Below are 17,561 nucleotides of genomic sequence, written 5' to 3'. Positions count from 1 at the left end.
ATCGAGTTCACCGACGACGGGTTGATCATCGACGTGCGGCCTCGCCGGCGGATCTATCACTGCCCGTGCGGACTGGCGATCCGGAGCCGTTATGACAGGATTGCCCGGCGGTGGCGACACGTTGATCTGGGCACCTCACGGGGTCTGGATCCGGGCAGAGCTGGCTCGGTGTGGTGCCCGATGTGTCGCCGGGTGAGCACCGAAGATGTGCCCTGGGCACGCGCGCGGGCAAACGCAGGATGGCCGGATTGCTGCAGCGAACACGACCAACCGCAAGCCCCGTCGGGCGGCTTTCACCGAACAGGAAGCAGCCTCGGAACTGATGAAAGTCCCCTACAGCCTCCGGCATGCGGCCGTTTCAACCTGGCTACGGACAACCGGCGACGCCGCCTGGTCGCGCGGTGGGCCCGCCACAGCGTCAACGTTCTGCTGACCGTTTATGCCAAAGCCATCGACGGCGCCCATTCTGAAACACTGGACCGGACCTGGCAGGCGACGCGACGTCCTGACGACAGCCAGCGTCCAGCGACGGACGACTCCCCACAGCCCTGAGGTCCGCGACACGCCGGGGTCCCGATTCTGTGACTCCAGGGAACGTATGGGGAACGACCAGCCGTATATCTTCGGCCCGAACCGGACACAGCCGGACAACCCGTCTCAACGACAAATCGGCGTCTGCCCTAGTCAGACGCCGATTTACGCTCAGTGGCAGGTGAAGGATTCGAACCTTCGTAGGCGAAGCCGACGGTTTTACAGACCGCCAGGGAAACCACCTCTCACTAGGGGAAACGCTGCCTTGGCACGCCCCGCGGGACGGAATAGGGATCAACCAACCGCCCCTAGCCGGCGACACCAGTCACCAACCGGACATCCCCAGCGACCCGATCGAGACGATGTCTTTGCCCGGTGGAAGCTTGCCCGGACGACGCGTGCGTCACTTCGCCCAGAATGCGGTGGACAAGTGAGCCGTTCGCACGCCCATGGCCACGCCAAGCCGTGTCACCTTCGCGAGTCCACACCAACTCTCACGCGGTGAGCAGCACCGGCCGCATCCTCGTCACCTTCTCCGACCTTCGAGCAACAGAGGATGTCGGACCTCTCGGGAAGAATGGGGACGACCAGATGAAGGAGCAGCGTTGGTAGATCCTCTAATGGCAACCGCGGCGACCGGCGTCGCCAAGGGCGTGGGCAGCGCAGTTGGAAAGCAGATCTTCGTGCTCCTCGGGAAGCGGACCCAGCGAATTCGCGTGGCGCGGGTGGTATCGAAGACCGCGGAATCCGAAGGCGTCCTGGTCGATCGGCGAAAGCTGCGTGCGTGGATGAAATCCGCAGACGTGCGCGAAGGTATCGCATCCGAAGAGACACAGGCGCTTCGTAAATCGGCCGCCCGTCTTGCCCTTGAGGTCAAGCCGACGGGACCGGACACGGACGTTGCTGCGGCCCGCGTCGTCGACCTCGTAAGGGACGAGGCTCTCCGCCGAATGCCGGAGGGTGACGGGCGCGTGACCCAGACACGCCGGCTGGAATACGCAATCGAGTCCGCTGTTCGGGAGCAGCGAACACTGCTCACGGCCGGCGGCGACGAAGACGCGCTCATCAGCGCTCTGGAGAAGCTCCACCCGTGGCGGGCCGAAACGGCTCGCGAACTCGCGTCACAGTGGACTCCGTTCCGAGCGCTCGTGATCACCCTTGCTGCCGACCGCGACCGTCGAACCCTTCTTCAGCAGTGGGGTACCACCCCGCCGAGCCCCTTGGCCGAGGCTCCGGCTGAGGGATGGTGCTGGTTCGCGTGTGTCGCCGCCGACTACGGCGCCAACGACGCTGCCCTCGAGTTCATCTCCAAGGGTGTCGACGCTGGCGCCTCAGCCTCTTACTGGTGGGCGCGCGCAGGCCTGATCGTCGGCACCGGCACGCCTGAGGACGCGGTTCGCGCCCGCGAGCTTTGGGGGCACGCTCCGATCCAAAGCATCCGCTCGCCGGAGCCGGCGAGGCGATCGCGCGGGGCGAGTACGCCGCCGCAGAGCAGATCCTGGATGCGTGGGACCCCGAAGAGCCCAATGACCAGTCCATCAGAGCCATTCTCCAGACGGCAGCGGTAACCGGCCGAGGTGACTTCAACCGTGCCATCGCCATCGGTATCGCCGCCGCCGCCGCGCATCCCGAAGGAAGCGGCAATACCCTGAGGACCGCCGAGGCTCTCCTGTCCCGCGGCCACTACGGGCAGAGCGACCATCCACTCGATGACTTCGCCCGCTCATATGACCTGGCGATCCGGGCACGCGACTCGCGACGCACCTGGCTTGGTGACAGCGTCGCACCGATCCTCACCGCGGTGAAGGCGTCCGCGCTCGCGACTGACATTGACCGGGCGTGGCGTCTGACACAGGAAGTACCGGATGGGACAGCTCTAGCCTACGAAGCCCACGACGTGAGGTTACGGCGGGAGTCGGCCATCCTCGCCGCCACGATGGGACGGTTCGAGACCGCCCAGGCCGTTGCCGAAGCGCTCGGCGATCCGTTCGTCTCTCACACCGTCGCCGGTTGGGAAGCCTTCTCCGAAGATCGCCTCCACGATGCCGAAGAGGCCTGGCTCCGAGCGTGGGACTGCGCGCCGGACGACACCTCGAGACTCCAGACCGCCGCCGCATTGGCGCCCCTCGGCGGGGCGCTGCCTGACCTCGATTCGTTGTCTGGCGACTACAGCGTGGCCATCGAGAGGATCCGAACCATCCATGCGGTGATGAGCAGCGACGAGAACATGTCGCTACTCCGGGTTCGTGCGACCGACTCTGAAGAGCTCACGATCCTCCTGGCAGAACGGCTCGCGGCGCAGGGGCAGGCGACCGACGCCGCGGCAGTCCTCGAAGCCGGTGGCGCGCGGTGGAACCACCCGCTGATGATGCGAATGGCGGCCGCCCGGTACGCAAGTGCCGGCGACTACGAGAAGGCCCACGACGTCGCCGCCACTGCTCTGTCGCTCGGTGGAGCAACTTGGGCAGGTCGACTGGAAACCCTGATGATCCAGTTCGACTCCCTTGAGTCGCTGGGCGAGTTCAGTCGCTCCCTCGCCGTTGCTCGAGAGATGGTTACGCTCGCGCCGGGAAACCTCACGATTAGGTGGGCCCTCGTTCACAGCTTGGTCCGTGCCGGAGGCATCCATGACGCCTGGCGCGCACTTACCTATCAGGGCAAGCCGGTTGATCCTCGCGACGCCGCCGACGCTCGCACCTGGATCGGCCTAGCTGCCGAATGCGACGACAGCCCCGAGTTCGTACAGCGTTCTCTGGAGATGATGAGGGCGTGGCAGCACGAGCCCGACGTCGTAGGCGTGTTCCTCGTTCAGATCTACCGCGGCCTCAGCCGCCACGAACGCGAAGTCGCCGACGCCGATATTCGCGAACTTCACAAAGCACCGACGAATTCACGAAGGCGCACCCTGAAAACCAGATCTTCCGACAGATCACTCTCGATGAAAATGACCTCCTTGGCTCGTTGACTGCACTGCTGAAGGACCACGCGACCGAGACCGCAGCGATGAAGGACATCCGCGGAAAGGTCGAGCGCGGCGAATTGCCGGTGGGACTCGCTGCCGAGCTGGCCTCTCGGACATACGTCGAGGCCTGCATCAAGACCGCCGCCGGCCTCGTGTACAGCCACCTGCCCCCGATGGCGATCGTCGGCCAAGCCGCAGCGGCTGCCGCCTTCGGTTCGCGTGTCGTCATCGACGCATCGGCTGCTGCGGCCCTCACCCTGCTCGATCCGGCAACCGTTGACACCCTCGTGGGTGCGTTCCTGGCTCTCGAGACAACGGACACGGCCTACCGCGACGCACTCGGCGCGCAGCAAAGCCTCGACATGCTTTCGACCATGACCTTGGGTTGGGACGAAAAACAGAACCGCCCGCGCATCACTGAGACCGGCCAAGACGAGGCAGAAGCGTTCGCGCGGCGCGCGGACCGGGTCGTCGAACTTCTGGCACGTTCCGAACGCCGCGGCTGGCCCGGCCTCAAACGCTTCGCAGAGTTCGCCAGTGACGGCACCTGGCTCAGCGCACTGGATCTGGCAATCTCTGAGCAACGCGCCTTTTGGTGCGACGACCGGGCCCTGCGGCAACTCGCCGCTTCTGAAGGTGTCCAGGCGTTTGGAACAGTCGAGCTCCTCTCGGCGCTAGAGGGAGCCGGTCTCCTCGCGCCAGCTCTCGGGGCAGCCGTGCGGGCCAAGTTGATCGCCGGCTATCACGTCGATCTGGATTTCGACCCGGACGTCCTAACGCTCGCGGCGGAGCTTGACGGCTGGGCGCCCAAGGGGGCTGCCGCCGCACTAGCTCGAGCGCATTCCTGGACCGATCCAGCCGGTTGTGTCCGATTCGCCAACACAGCCATCGCCCGCACCGCCTCGTCGTCGCCTACCGGCATCACCCAATGGACAGCCGCGGTCGCGCTCGGGCTGGTGCGTATCACTGACGGAAACGTACAGAGCGCTTCCGGAAACCTGGAGATCCTGCTTACCAACCAGTTGGCTCAGCCGTGGCTAGGGCCCGACACCTTGCCGTTCGTCATGCAAGGCATCCGGGACGCTATGGACGAACTGACAGGAGTTCTCGATCCGCTCCCAGCAGTCTTGGCCCGCACATATATCCAGATCGCCAAAAAGCACGGCGCTCCGCGGGCTGCCGAGTTCCTCCTGATGCTCGTGAGGAACCTCAGCGAGGAAGACAGGATCGATGCCGTCCGAATCATCTTCACGAGTAAGGACTAGCGACTAGCCATCGCATCGCAAGAATCTGACCAACGCGACATGTCGCCGCCAGTCGTGATGAGTACGCAGGTCGGCTGACAGCCACCAGCTGTCATACTGCCGCGAGCACCTACCCCGCATTGATAGCTTTGCCGGTCTTGCGGTTGGCGAACGGACGACTGCCCCAGTCGAATTCAAACTGTTTGATGAGCTTTGATTCGAGGCCTTCGGCGTCGGCATGGGGAGTCTTGCACCAGGCGACGAGCAGCTCCCCGCTGTCTGCCAGCTGCCAGAGGTACCTGCTTCCCCAGTGGCCGACCGCCTCGCCGGCACCGTGCCTCCGGAACTCGTCGAGGCGCTTCGCCAGGCCCCGCCGGCCAGACGTTCCGGCACTCGCCTTTCCGATGTAGAGGACCCGCGCTCCTGGAACCCATGCGCTGGCTAGGACAGCCTTCGTCACCGACGGATCCCTCCCTCTGAACCAGCCAGCTGGGCTGGACGGCACGAACTCCGGCTCGTCAAGCCACTCACCATCCCTGTGCTACGGGCACTTGAAGCCTGGCGCGGCCAACGCACCGAAGGCCCATTAATACTGCGACCACCGACCCACAACGCAATCGACCGACGCGACGCCTACCGAATGATCACCCGGATCGCAAAACTCGCCGCAATCCCCCGCCACATCAGCCCACACTCACTGCGGCACGCCGCCATCACCAACGCCCTCGACGCCGGCGTCCCACTCCGCGACGCTCAGATCCTCGCCCGGCATGCCGATCCCCGCACTACCGAGCACTACGACCGAGCGCCCGGCAACCTCGACCGTCACGCCGTCCACTTCACCGCCTACGTCGCCGGCGTCTCCATCGCCCTACCGATCTCGGCTCGCGTTGTCGATCATGGCAAACACCTCGCCAACCCTCGTGATTCGGAGTCCTACATGAGTCGAGGCTCATCAAACCGCGGGACTTGTAGCCACTGTAAAGACCATTGATCGCTGACGGCTCACGGCCGCAGACGCACCGCCTCTCCCCAACGAGCAGGCGTCATACCGCCGCGTCAGCACCACGGAAACGACCGGACGTGCCGATCCGATCGACCGCTCTCCTGAAGACACCCGCGCAGACGGCAACGCGCATGACGAGGTCGCGGTCGGCGAGTACTGGCACGCTGGCCTGCATGGGGCAACAACGTCAACTGCTGTTCGACAACTTCGAGCGAACCGACGCCACGCCGTCGACCCGCCGGGAGTCGAGTTGCGAGTTCCTCAACCGTATCGCGGGTGAATATTGGAAGCACCCTCGTGCGCTCATGCAGGAGTGGCTCGACCGCATCCCCAGTGACGAGGAGTACAACGACCTGCGGCAGCGGTTCCGTTCCCGCGACGACGAACAGTTCCGCAGCGCATTCCTGGAACTTTACCTGCACGAAAGCCTCGCAAGGGCTGGGTACACGGTCACGATCCATCCCCATGTCCAGGGCACTAGTCGCCGCCCGGACTTCCTCGCTCAACGCGACGTCGTTCGATTCTTTATCGAGGCCATCGCGCCCGGATCGACTCCAGCCGAGAAAGCGGCGGCGCAACGTCGAGCCGTACTGTTCGACACGGTGAATCGGTTGGGCGACCCCAACTTCATGCTGTGGCTGGACGAGCTCGACGAGGGCACATCGCAACCCGCCTCAGCACGCCTACGGGGGAACCTACAGCGCTGGCTCACTGACCTCGACCCCGACGCCCCGTGGGACGCGGACGCAGCTCCGACGCATCGATGGGAGCACGAGGGCTGGACGGTTACGTTCAGAGCAGTTCCGAAGAAGCCGGAAGCCAGAGGCACGAGGCCGGACGACAGGGCAATCGGTGTCTACGGGCACACGGATGTCGACTTCATCGATGACGCACCGGCGATCAAGAAGGCATTGGCGACGAAGCACCACGAGTACGGGGACCTCGGAGCGCCGTTCATCATCGCGATCGGCACTTACATTCACGATAGGGACCGTTGGCACAGCTGCAACGCCATGTATGGGCACGTCGCCGTGCAGTTCGGCAAGGCGCCCGACGGTACGATCGTTACCCGGGAAGTCAGGTTGCCGGATGGCTACTTTGGCACGCCACCGGGGTGGACCAACCGCAACGTCTCTGGCGTTCTCCTCGTGAATCAGCTAATGCCGTATCACGTGCAGCGGGCGGAGACGACCCTGTGGCGGCACCCGAACCCGGTCCACGAGCTTCCCGAAAGCCGTCGGGTTGCCGGGCGGTACCCTCAGTCTTGTCGACAGCACGCTAGTTGAGGTCTCAGCCCCAATAAGAGCGGACCGGTTCTTCGGACTTCCGAACCCTTGGCCACCTGGCAAGCCGTGGCCCGACGACGAGTAGGTGCGTGGATGGAGCGGCTCGTAGGCGCCGATTGATCGGTCCGCTGATCGACAGGGCACGTGGCCGCGCCACGCGTCATTCCGCCGCATGACGCTCGCCGGCCAGGTCGACGTTCTGACTCGACCGATGCCGCATGACCGCCTAGGGAATGAGCCAGTCACTGTCCGGACGAGCCAGCAGTCGAGCGTTCCGGTACGCCATATCCAGCGTGAGCACGGTGTTGCCGCGGTAGGAATCGCCCACTCGATCGACCACGAGGGCTAGGTCGGCCTTGTCTGGCTGGCGCAGACACAATGGCAGGAGCAGCTGAACCGAGGCATGATCGCTGTGGGAGTCGCGATACCACTGAGGAATCGCTGCCTTATAGTTGCGATAGACGCGTGATCGAGTGTTGACTTCAGCGGCCTGGATGGCCTGTCTGGCGAGAAACTCGTTGGCGTTCAACGGCTCCGGAAACCGGCTCTTCAGAATCGACGGTGTAGTTGGGGTCTGAATCCTCCGGCTTCGAGCAGGCTACGGGCGATGTAGTTGGTGAGGTTGCGGAATCCGAGGGCGGAGCCGCGGAGGTGTTCGAGGCGGCCGTTGATCGCTTCGGTAGGTCCGTTGGAGGTGTGGGGCCGGTCGAAGTAGGCGATCACGTCAGCAGCGCGGCGTTTCAGGGTGCGGCCGAGTTTGCCGATCTCGACCAGCGCGGCCGGAACGTTGTCGGAGATCGCGTCGACGACTCGTTTCATGATCATCTTCCCGGCCGTCCGGTCGGGCGCCCGGTAGGCAGCGATCACCTGTTGGTAGATGCCCCAGGTCACTTCGACCTCGACATGCCGGTCGGTGGCGAACAGGTTGGCCAGTCGGTCACGTTGTTTGTCGGTGAGGAGATCTTGCCCGGTGAGCAGGGTCCGGCGGGCACTGTAGAGAGGATCACCCTTGCGGCCGCGGTGGCCCAGAGTTTGCTGCTGGACCCGTTGCCGGCACTGTTCCAACGCGTCCCCGGCCAGGCGGACCATGTGGAATGGGTCCATCACGGTGACCGCCTCGGGTAGTTCCTCGGTGGCCGCGGTTTTGTAGCCGGTGAACCCGTCCATGCCGACGACCTCGATCTGGTCGCGCCAGGCTTGTGGTCGATCGTTCAGCCAGGTCTTGAACACCTGCTTGGAGCGGCCCTCGATCATGTCCAGCAGCCGCGCGGGTCCCCTCCGATCCCGCACCGGCGTCATGTCGATGATCACGGTGACGAACTTGTCCCCGTGGCGGGTGTGCCGCCAGGAGTGTTCGTCGACCCCGATCACCCGCACACCGTCGAACCGGGCCGGATCATCAATCAAGACCCGCTTGCCTTCGGCCAGGATCGCGGTGTTGGCGGTGTTCCATGACACCGCGAGTCCTTCGGCGATCCGGGCCACCGTCAGGTGCTGACACACGATCCCTTCCAAGGCCCACCGCAAACCAGCTCGCGACAGTTTGGCTCGTGGTTCGGCCGCCCGGCTGGTGTCTTGGCGCCACACATGCCCGCAGCCCGTACAGCGGTACCGGCGGACCGTGACGACCAACGTGGTGGGCCGCCACCCGAGCGGCTCGTGCGCCAGCCGCCGCACCACACTGTCGCGGGCAATGCCCTGACAGCCGCAGCGGTGACACCAATCATCAGCATCGACGACCCGGCAGGCCAGCTCGGCCCGGCCGGCTTCGAGCCGCTGACCGACGACCTGAAGCCCGAGCGCGTCGAGCCGGCAGAACGTGGTCAGATCAGGGCACTGGAAGGTAGCGTTGTGCAACGTCGGGGTCTTTCCGATGGGCCGGTGTGAGAACCTCCATCATCGAAAGACCCCGACACCCACCAGCTCACCGACGCGCCGCCACTCGAGCGCGTTTGATCACATCCCAGCTACACCCTCAACTGCGAAGAGCCCGGAAACCTCTCAAGATGCTCGATCACGTGATCTATGTTTATGTGCAGTTGAAGCCGTCGATCGTAAAGCAGGACGCCTGGGTCGTCGAAGTAGTTGGCGAGATCAGGCAAGGCGTGCCCAAAATGGGTAAGCATAAGGCGGTCCGACCGCTTCCTAAACCCAAGGAGTTGCCAAGGCTGCCTGTCCGGCGATGGATTGCGAATGAATAGCGCGAAGATCTCCTCTTGCATGGGAGTCACCAGCCCGGTATTGAATGACGCGTACGTATTGTCTGAGGAAGTACTTACCTTTCCCTCCTCGACCAAGCGCACGTACGTGTAGCGGAGATACGAGTCCAGGATCGGCTTACCCCCAGTCGGTTCATGACCGTTGTCCCAAGGTTCCGGCTCCGCGAGCGCAGCCAATTGGTCAACGGACTGCGCCCTGCCTCCCATCTCAGCAAAGTCGAACAGCGCGATCCCAGAAGGCTTCCATGGAGCCAAGCGGGTGATCGTCAGCTTGATGACAACTGGGTTTCTCTCACCTGTGTGCACATACTCGACATCGACTTCGTCGCCCTCGGATGGAAGCTGGCTCCCATCGAACCGCGTGGAACGTCGCGCCAAGTAGAGGTCAGGACCGTCGCCGGTCGAAACGAATCCAAATCCCTTGACATTATTCCAGAATTTCACCCATCCGTGAGTGGAGCGTGTCGCGACGTCGGCATCATTCGCCGGGACCACGTTCCCCGCTTCACGTTTGCCCGCCCCCGTTTCGATAATTACATAGTTGACCTGCAATCCCCTTCGAAGCAGCGAGACCGATTCGGTCGTCGAAAGACGTACGTAGACATCATTACTTCCATCGTCGGGAGCGATAAACGCAAACCCGCGTTCGAAATCGATGACCTTGATACTCCCCGTTGGCATGTCGACGCCCTCCTCATCGTTGCGGCTGGCCGTAAGCCTAGGGCCGGATCGAGGCGTCTGTGGCGACTTCGGTACTCCCTTTGTAGACCATTTCGCTTCGCCACCGGCGGCGGCAGAGCTGGGTCATACCGCCGCATTCCGGCCCGGCGGGCGACAGCGCGCCGCCTCCGGCCCGCTGACCACTGGTATGTAGTGGGTGTTTGTCGTTGGTGCTGTCCGGTCTTGGCCGGATCGGGAAAGTGGGCAGGGTGAAGCGCCGTCGGGATGGGTTCTCGGCGGTTCTCCGGTGTCTTGTTGATCATGGGTGGCGTTCGCGACGCGTCGGGTCAAGCCTGATATGCGCGGGTTGGTTACCGCAGGACGGTGCTGTTCGGCTGGAGCCTGTCCGCGTGTCTAGGACCGAGCGTCGACCGAGAAGTCTTGTCTTGGTCTGCTCATAGTGGTGGCGCGGGTTGCTCCGGAAGCGGGCTACCGATGATCAACGAGACCGTTTGTGGGGGTTACCCGGTCATCGGCCGGTCACCGAGATCGCCGACATCGTCGAGGGTGGCCAGGGACCAGCACCAGCCGGCCAGCTCGCGAGCGATGGCGACGTTGGCGACGGGGTGGCGTTTCTTGCGGGCGATGAACTTCATCCATTGTCGGTGCAGCCGCCGGTTGCCGGCATCACCGCGGGCCTGCGCGATGGGGCTGGCCAGTTGCCATCGGTCGAGCATGGTCTTGCCGATCCGGTAGGGGCGTTGGTGGTGCCAGGCGGCTTCGACCAGGAGCCGGCGGGCGTGGCTGTTCCCGGTCTTGGTGATCGGGCCCTGGTGGCGGGATTGGCCGGAGGAGTTCTCGGACGGCACCAGCCCGACGAACGGGCCGATCGAAGCGCCGGTAAACCGGGTCCAGTCCCCGATCTCCACGGCCAGCCCGAACGCGGTCAACGTGGAGATGCCGCGCAGGCATCCCAGCCGCCGCACGATCGGGGTGTATCGGCTGTCAGCGGCGAGTTCGGCGATCGCGACGTCGAGCCGGTGCCGTCGCAAGGTGACGGCTTGGACGGTTTCGTAGTCCGATTCCAACGCCAACTGCGCTGCCGGGCTTTCCAGCCGTTGCCGGCACAGCCAGCCGTCGTGGACCCCGGTCCAGGCGTTGCCGCCGTAGTAGACGATCCTGTGTCGCAGCAGCAGTTTCGACAGCCGGTGCCAGGCCCGCATCAGATCACCGCGGCAGTCCTCCCTGGACCGGACCAGGTCCCGGGCCGCTTCCTGCTCGATCGACGGCACCGTGACCGGGCAGACCTCGTCCAGTCGCAGCAGCCGGGCCAGATGGACCGCGTCGCGGGCATCGGTCTTGACCCGATCACCGGCGGGGCGTTGCAGCTTCTACGGTGCCACAACCTCGCACCGGATCCCGGCCCCGGTCAGGAACCGGTACAGCCCGAACCCGGTCGGACCGGCCTCATAGACCACCGCCACCGGACCCGGCAGACCAGCCAGCCAGGATCTGATGTGTTCAACATCGGGAGTCAGGGCCGTTTCGAACAACTCACCCGTCACCCCATCGATCGCCGCTGCCGCGACCGATCGGGCGTGCACATCCAGCCCAACACTCGTACGCTCGGTAAACAGGCTCTTCGCAGTTGAGGGTGTAGCTGGGATGTGATCAAACGCGCTCGAGTGGCGGCGCGTCGGTGAGCTGGTGGGTGTCGGGGTCTTTCGATGATGGAGGTTCTCACACCGGCCCATCGGAAAGACCCCGACGTTGCACAACGCTACCTTCCAGTGCCCTGATCTGACCACGTTCTGCCGGCTCGACGCGCTCGGGCTTCAGGTCGTCGGTCAGCGGCTCGAAGCCGGCCGGGCCGAGCTGGCCTGCCGGGTCGTCGATGCTGATGATTGGTGTCACCGCTGCGGCTGTCAGGGCATTGCCCGCGACAGTGTGGTGCGGCGGCTGGCGCACGAGCCGCTCGGGTGGCGGCCCACCACGTTGGTCGTCACGGTCCGCCGGTACCGCTGTACGGGCTGCGGGCATGTGTGGCGCCAAGACACCAGCCGGGCGGCCGAACCACGAGCCAAACTGTCGCGAGCTGGTTTGCGGTGGGCCTTGGAAGGGATCGTGTGTCAGCACCTGACGGTGGCCCGGATCGCCGAAGGACTCGCGGTGTCATGGAACACCGCCAACACCGCGATCCTGGCCGAAGGCAAGCGGGTCTTGATTGATGATCCGGCCCGGTTCGACGGTGTGCGGGTGATCGGGATCGACGAACACTCCTGGCGGCACACCCGCCACGGGGACAAGTTCGTCACCGTGATCATCGACATGACGCCGGTGCGGGATCGGAGGGGACCCGCGCGGCTGCTGGACATGATCGAGGGCCGCTCCAAGCAGGTGTTCAAGACCTGGCTGAACGATCGACCACAAGCCTGGCGCGACCAGATCGAGGTCGTCGGCATGGACGGGTTCACCGGCTACAAAACCGCGGCCACCGAGGAACTACCCGAGGCGGTCACCGTGATGGACCCATTCCACATGGTCCGCCTGGCCGGGGACGCGTTGGAACAGTGCCGGCAACGGGTCCAGCAGCAAACTCTGGGCCACCGCGGCCGCAAGGGTGATCCTCTCTACAGTGCCCGCCGGACCCTGCTCACCGGGCAAGATCTCCTCACCGACAAACAACGTGACCGACTGGCCAACCTGTTCGCCACCGACCGGCATGTCGAGGTCGAAGTGACCTGGGGCATCTACCAACAGGTGATCGCTGCCTACCGGGCGCCCGACCGGACGGCCGGGAAGATGATCATGAAACGAGTCGTCGACGCGATCTCCGACAACGTTCCGGCCGCGCTGGTCGAGATCGGCAAACTCGGCCGCACCCTGAAACGCCGCGCTGCTGACGTGATCGCCTACTTCGACCGGCCCCACACCTCCAACGGACCTACCGAAGCGATCAACGGCCGCCTCGAACACCTCCGCGGCTCCGCCCTCGGATTCCGCAACCTCACCAACTACATCGCCCGTAGCCTGCTCGAAGCCGGAGGATTCAGACCCCAACTACACCGTCGATTCTGAAGAGCCGGTAAACACCGGGGCCTCTGGAGTGTCGCGGCTTTATCTAGTCGACTGCGTTGTCGAGGAACTCTTGGTAGGCGTGTCGGTGGACGTTCCAATTCCGAGGCGCTCCCGGTGGTAGGGGACGCATCGACGTCCAGGTAGGGATGAGGTTCTGCTTCGCCCGAGATATAGCGACAAAAATTTGGATCTATTCTCCCCGGCTTCATCGAACCAAAAGAGCTCGTCCTCCACGCCACGGACGACCACCTTTTCAAACTCCAGGCCTTTGCAGTTATGGATGGCGAGGAGACGGACGGCATCTTCCCCCGAAAGTCGTCTGAGTGCTGCACTAGTTAGCGTGGCGGCGAGTTACGCCTATTCCGTCGAATGCGTCCAACGTTGAGCGCGATGTTGGTCAGCAGAATGACGCTGAGCACGATCGCACCAGCCCGGCCACCACCGCTGGAAGTGCTGATGGCAAACCGTACCAAGAGGATGATTGCCGCGCAGGATACGAGGAGACCAGCGATCCCAGGACCAGCAGCACGCGACGTTGCCGCGAAGCCATGCTCGGCACTCCCATCTTGGGTCCCACTGGACAGGGTGGCAGCTCCCCGAGATCCGGACGGGATCCGTCACAGGTCACCTGCCTGCTGAGCCTGGGAGGCGCCTGCCGAGCGCCACTGTCTCGCCGCGACGAGGGTCTCTTGGATGAATGGCGCTGCGTAACTCGATGGACGGGTAGCACAGCGAGTATTTGCGAGCAGTCTCGTCTCCCGGCTCGGGAGCGAGGAGCCAGTTGACATCGGCCAGCCCCGACAGGGCCGCTGCAACGGCGTCGTAGCTGTCGACTACGCCGAGCATGTCGATGATCGGTTTGGCCGGTAGCCCGGGAACGGAAGTGCTGCCGATGTGCTCAATCGGCATGAGCAGACAGCCAGCCAACGTCGGCGTCACAATCCGCTCCTGCTGCTCGAACATGCGCGGCCAGTTCGGGTCGTAGTCCTCGATGTGAATTCGATCCAAGCGCACGATCGATTATCACCTCCCAGAAGATGACCACCAGGATCCGTTCGCAGACCGACGTGCTGGCGGCCGCCTGACCGGGTCCTGGCGGATGATCCATGACCGGGCGTGTCGGCGTTTCGAGGTCTTCCCCGATGAACGGGCCCCGACGGTTGTGCAAGGGTTGATCGAATGTGGCTGAATCTGGAAGCCGGAGCAGGCAAGGACCTCAACCGGCGCTACGAGGCGCATTTCGCGGTGCCCGACCACCACCTGGGCCCGGGACACGGGCCCAAGGCGTTGATCGTCGAGGCGGCCAACTCGATCCTCCCCGAGGCAGGCATTGAAGACTTGCCGGCGCTGGCCCGGGCCGAACTGGCCGCCGGCCGGTCGGGGCCATTGCGTGAGGCGATCGCCGACTGTCACGAATCCGACCCACACCTGCGCGAGCTTCGCGACCGGCTGGTACGCCACTTCGGCGGACGTGCCGACAGCGTCGGAGCCATCACGCTGACCGACCACGTCTACCTGGGCCGGTTGGAACACGATGCCGTGCCACCGGCAATCACCGCGGCCTGCATCAGCTGGTACGGGCACTGGCGAGCCGCCTGCTCCGGCCCGTCCCTCCCGATGGCCGAGACTATGGCGGAGCTCCTGCAGAGATGGCAGCGCCACCCTGCCCAGCGCAGCAGCATCGATCACCAGATACGCCAAGTGACCCGTCACATCGCCGCCGGACAATTCCGCGATCTCATCGCGACAACCGTGTAGTACGGACGGCCATCATCATCCCGAGCGCTCGTCGCCTCGTTGCTCGATGATGGTGCCGTGGTGTCACCGACGTCATCCACCACACCGCGCGGTCGCCGGCCGCTCCTGATGATCTCGGTGGTGCTTGCGGTACCGCTGTTCTCGGCCTGCCGCGGACCACCGGTACCCGATCGGCAGCTGGCGGTCAGAAGCGGCGAAGTGATCTGGGTTGCCCGGGATCCGGTGCACGGCCACGCGAGTGCGATGTCAGGATGAGGCGATGCGAAATGAGCGGCTGATTCCCCGGCGAACTCCGGAGGCACGCGCTGTGACCGAACGGACGCAGATCGTCATGGAGCTGACCTCACGGCTCAACGTGCTGCGCCACAGCGACATCGACGGGCGGATGGCACTTCTGAGCGAGATACTCGGCCGGCCCGCCCCTGAGACACTCACGGTCTACCCGCCGTTCTACTGCGACTACGGGCTCAATCTCGAGTTCGGGGACCGGGTGTTCGTGAACCAGAACTGCGCGTTCTACGACATGGGCGGGATCACGATTGGCGACCGCACCATGATCGGACCTGGCGTCACGCTCAGCACCGCGGGGCATCCGGTAGAGCCAGCGGAACGGTTCGACGGGATCACTGTCGCGCCTATCGTGATCGAGTCCAACGTCTGGATCGGCGCGAACGCGACGGTGACAGCCGGAGTGCGGATCGGTTCCGGCTCAGTCATCGCCGCGGGGACCGTCGTGGCAAGAGATGTCCCAGCCAACTGCGTCATCAGTAGCAACGGATACATCAAACGCCGAGACCTGACCCCTGCGCCGTAGCACGAGGCGCGCAACGGGATGCCAGCCGGGCGATCAGAATCCGGGACGTAGCTTGGATTGCCCGGCAGCTGGCACCGACCACGGGGGCCTGGCCGAGCATCTCTGCCGGCACCCACTCCTGGATGGGGAGTCGATCAGGCCCACCGCCGGGGCGCTCGGCGTCACTGGCAAGGCTGCTACGTCCCAGCAACCGCTCGATCAAGGGCAGGGGCCAGAGATCGTACGACCTCTGCCCAGCTCGAACCTGCCGGCGGCAGGGCGTTCTCGGGCACTGGCTCGCCTCCGAGCAGCGAGTTGGCTGCGTCTCGGAGCGCGATCCGATCGCTCTCGTCGGCGACGCTTTGGGGCTCGATCCTGAGGCTGGCCGCTCGGTTCTGTCCGAGTCCACCTGCGGTGACGAGAAGTTGGGCTGGCACATAAAGCGGGTCGTCTGGCTCGATGTCCTCGATCCAGGTGATCGGTACGCCGCCTCGGAGCAGTGCACGTTGTACGGCATGGCGTTCATGTGGATGGTTGAGCAGTGCGTGCGGTGCCAGGTTTCTGGCGACTGCCTGTGCAGCGAGCGTTCCTGCGGCTTCTCCGACGGCCCACTCGCCGTTGTGGACGCGGTAGGCGCCGGCGGCCACTTGGGTGGCGGCGAGGTTCTTGGCGGCCATCAGCAGGTTGGCGGGTTCATCGGTGACCAGGGCGTGCAGCGGGACCTGGAACGGGGCGCTGGTGACGTTGGCGATCGGCGCTTCGGTGCTGTCGGCGTCGTATCCGACGCGGGCGTGCAGGTCGAGGTTGTACAGGGCGATCCCGCCGGAGTCCGGCATTTGGGTTGCGCGTGCGTGGCCGGGACGCCGGAGCAGATCGTGTTCGGTGATCGGCTGGGTGAGCCGGAGCCGGCGAGATTCTCGCACATAAGGCTGAGCGGCAAGGCCGTCCGGTGTCCCCGCGGCCACGGGCACCAGGCGCAGCCCCGGATAGCCGTGTCCGCCGTCGTCGCGTGGGCACTCCGTGCGCAGCCAGTGTAGGAAACTGAGCGACAGGTCGCGTGCCTCAGCATGGGCGAGGTCGGGTTCGTGGATGAGCGATCTGGCCGCGTAGTCGTTGCTGGACCAGTTGATCAGCGCGAGGTCGCGTCCGCCGAGGGTCGCGCCGTCACGCAGCCGCCGGTAGGTCCAGAACGGCGGTCTGCCGTCCGGACCTTCGGTGAACATCCGGTACCGATGGGTTTGGCCGTCCGCGCCCGCGATCTCGAGGGTGAACGGTTGACTGTCACGCCACCGGCGATAGCCCGGCGGCTCCTGGCCGACGTAGTTTCCGTCCGGGTCGTGTTCGACGACGAACCCGACCGTGCACGATTGCACCGCGCCCGGGCGGGGACCGCCCGGAATGGCCAGTGATTCGCCGTACGCGTCGCGTCCCTCCGATCCGACGACCCAGGCGGCGTCGGAGAGCGGGAGCAGGTCACCGGTTTCGGTGGCGTCACAGAACATGTTGGCACGGACCTGCACGATGCCGGCGGCCCCGGTGAGTTCGACCGCACTGATCCGTGCCCCGTCGCGAAGAACCAGCGCCGGGCTGATGTCGAGGAGAACTGTGAGTTGCCCGGTCGCGATGTACGGGTTCAGCATTTCCTCGATCGCTGACAGGCCCGCGGACGATTCGAAGCAGAGCCGGCTCACCCAGCCGCCGCCGGGATTGGCGACGCCGTCGTACCGGGACCGGATCAGATCGCGGAAACGCCGGTAGGACGCCGACGAGCCGAACGTCTCCACGTACGGATGTTCGTCCAGAGCCGGAACGAGTTGGCTGGTGATCTGCCCGCCAAGGACTGGCTGGTCACAGGTCAGGACGACCCGTTGACCCGCGGCCGCCGCGGCCAGTGCTGCGGCGATGCCGCCAAGCCCGCCGCCGATGACTGCGACGTCACACTCGACGGTTTCAGCTGTCGCGGCGGTCGTCGATGTGAGACTCATGCGGTTCCTTCGAATTGATCAGGTACGGGTTGGGCGAGG

The 17,561-nt window shown here is 64.8% G+C and carries 14 protein-coding genes, 1 tRNA gene and 1 pseudogene; 7 read left to right on the top strand and 9 right to left on the bottom strand.

What is annotated here, in order from left to right:
- Positions 1-706: 706 nt before the first annotated feature.
- Positions 707-796 (bottom strand) — tRNA-OTHER (locus FOE78_RS23535).
- Between the two features lie 1,146 nt (positions 797-1,942).
- Here FOE78_RS23535 and FOE78_RS05230 point away from each other — a divergent pair.
- Both FOE78_RS05230 and FOE78_RS05225 read left to right on the top strand, forming a co-directional pair.
- On the top strand, positions 1,943-3,496 hold the full coding sequence (locus FOE78_RS05230; RefSeq protein WP_143985369.1) for a hypothetical protein: 1,554 nt from the start codon (positions 1,943-1,945) through the stop codon (positions 3,494-3,496).
- Positions 3,493-4,758, top strand: coding sequence for a PIN domain-containing protein (locus FOE78_RS05225; protein WP_143985368.1), 1,266 nt, complete (start codon positions 3,493-3,495; stop codon positions 4,756-4,758). The genes FOE78_RS05230 and FOE78_RS05225 overlap by 4 nt, the downstream gene beginning before the upstream one ends.
- Before the next feature lie 109 nt (positions 4,759-4,867).
- On the opposite strand, the gene FOE78_RS05220 is transcribed toward FOE78_RS05225, so the two are convergent.
- Positions 4,868-5,197: a hypothetical protein gene (locus FOE78_RS05220; protein ID WP_210414823.1), complete on the bottom strand. Its 330-nt coding sequence runs from the start codon at positions 5,195-5,197 to the stop codon at positions 4,868-4,870.
- Positions 5,198-5,275: 78 nt separating this feature from the next.
- Here FOE78_RS05220 and FOE78_RS24705 point away from each other — a divergent pair, with 78 nt between their 5' ends.
- Positions 5,276-5,731 carry a tyrosine-type recombinase/integrase gene (locus FOE78_RS24705; protein ID WP_210414822.1) on the top strand — a complete coding sequence of 152 codons (456 nt, stop codon included), beginning with the start codon at positions 5,276-5,278 and terminating at the stop codon, positions 5,729-5,731.
- A 185-nt stretch (positions 5,732-5,916) separates the two neighbouring features.
- Positions 5,917-7,029 (top strand): hypothetical protein, encoded by a 1,113-nt coding sequence (locus FOE78_RS05210; RefSeq protein ID WP_143985366.1) that lies wholly within the window; start codon positions 5,917-5,919, stop codon positions 7,027-7,029.
- Between the two features lie 226 nt (positions 7,030-7,255).
- Here FOE78_RS05210 and FOE78_RS05205 read toward each other — a convergent pair whose 3' ends face one another.
- The 4 genes from FOE78_RS05205 to FOE78_RS05190 all read right to left on the bottom strand — a co-directional run bounded on the left by FOE78_RS05205 (position 7,256) and on the right by FOE78_RS05190 (position 11,224).
- Entirely contained in the window at positions 7,256-7,558 is a 303-nt protein-coding gene (locus FOE78_RS05205) for a DUF3825 domain-containing protein (protein ID WP_210414821.1), read from the bottom strand.
- Between the two features lie 20 nt (positions 7,559-7,578).
- Positions 7,579-8,886: an ISL3 family transposase gene (locus tag FOE78_RS05200; RefSeq protein ID WP_143985364.1), complete on the bottom strand. Its 1,308-nt coding sequence runs from the start codon at positions 8,884-8,886 to the stop codon at positions 7,579-7,581.
- Between the two features lie 110 nt (positions 8,887-8,996).
- Entirely contained in the window at positions 8,997-9,929 is a 933-nt protein-coding gene (locus FOE78_RS05195) for a DUF3825 domain-containing protein (RefSeq protein WP_143985363.1), read from the bottom strand.
- A 500-nt stretch (positions 9,930-10,429) separates the two neighbouring features.
- Positions 10,430-11,224 (bottom strand): transposase, encoded by a 795-nt coding sequence (locus tag FOE78_RS05190; RefSeq protein WP_266095022.1) that lies wholly within the window; start codon positions 11,222-11,224, stop codon positions 10,430-10,432.
- Positions 11,225-11,678: 454 nt separating this feature from the next.
- Here FOE78_RS05190 and FOE78_RS05185 point away from each other — a divergent pair, with 454 nt between their 5' ends.
- Positions 11,679-12,986: an ISL3 family transposase gene (locus FOE78_RS05185; RefSeq protein WP_143985362.1), complete on the top strand. Its 1,308-nt coding sequence runs from the start codon at positions 11,679-11,681 to the stop codon at positions 12,984-12,986.
- Between the two features lie 39 nt (positions 12,987-13,025).
- Here the strand turns inward: FOE78_RS05185 and FOE78_RS24700 are convergent.
- Both FOE78_RS24700 and FOE78_RS05180 read right to left on the bottom strand, forming a co-directional pair.
- A pseudogene (locus tag FOE78_RS24700) lies at positions 13,026-13,271 on the bottom strand (hypothetical protein); the annotation flags it as partial.
- Positions 13,272-13,610: 339 nt separating this feature from the next.
- Positions 13,611-14,000, bottom strand: coding sequence for a GrpB family protein (locus FOE78_RS05180; protein ID WP_210414820.1), 390 nt, complete (start codon positions 13,998-14,000; stop codon positions 13,611-13,613).
- Between the two features lie 165 nt (positions 14,001-14,165).
- Here FOE78_RS05180 and FOE78_RS05175 point away from each other — a divergent pair, with 165 nt between their 5' ends.
- Together FOE78_RS05175 and FOE78_RS05170 are read left to right on the top strand one after the other, a co-directional pair.
- On the top strand, positions 14,166-14,744 hold the full coding sequence (locus FOE78_RS05175; protein ID WP_143985361.1) for a hypothetical protein: 579 nt from the start codon (positions 14,166-14,168) through the stop codon (positions 14,742-14,744).
- A gap of 307 nt (positions 14,745-15,051) precedes the next feature.
- Positions 15,052-15,558, top strand: coding sequence for a sugar O-acetyltransferase (locus FOE78_RS05170; protein WP_228266053.1), 507 nt, complete (start codon positions 15,052-15,054; stop codon positions 15,556-15,558).
- 176 nt (positions 15,559-15,734) lie between these two features.
- Here FOE78_RS05170 and FOE78_RS05165 read toward each other — a convergent pair whose 3' ends face one another.
- Complete coding sequence (locus FOE78_RS05165) at positions 15,735-17,522, bottom strand: FAD-dependent oxidoreductase (protein ID WP_143985359.1); 1,788 nt, start codon at positions 17,520-17,522, stop codon at positions 15,735-15,737.
- Between the last annotated feature and the right edge of the window lie 39 nt (positions 17,523-17,561).

The organism is Microlunatus elymi, from assembly GCF_007362775.1.
Lineage (GTDB): Bacteria > Actinomycetota > Actinomycetes > Propionibacteriales > Propionibacteriaceae > Microlunatus > Microlunatus elymi.
This window is presented reverse-complemented; position numbering and strand designations above follow the sequence as displayed.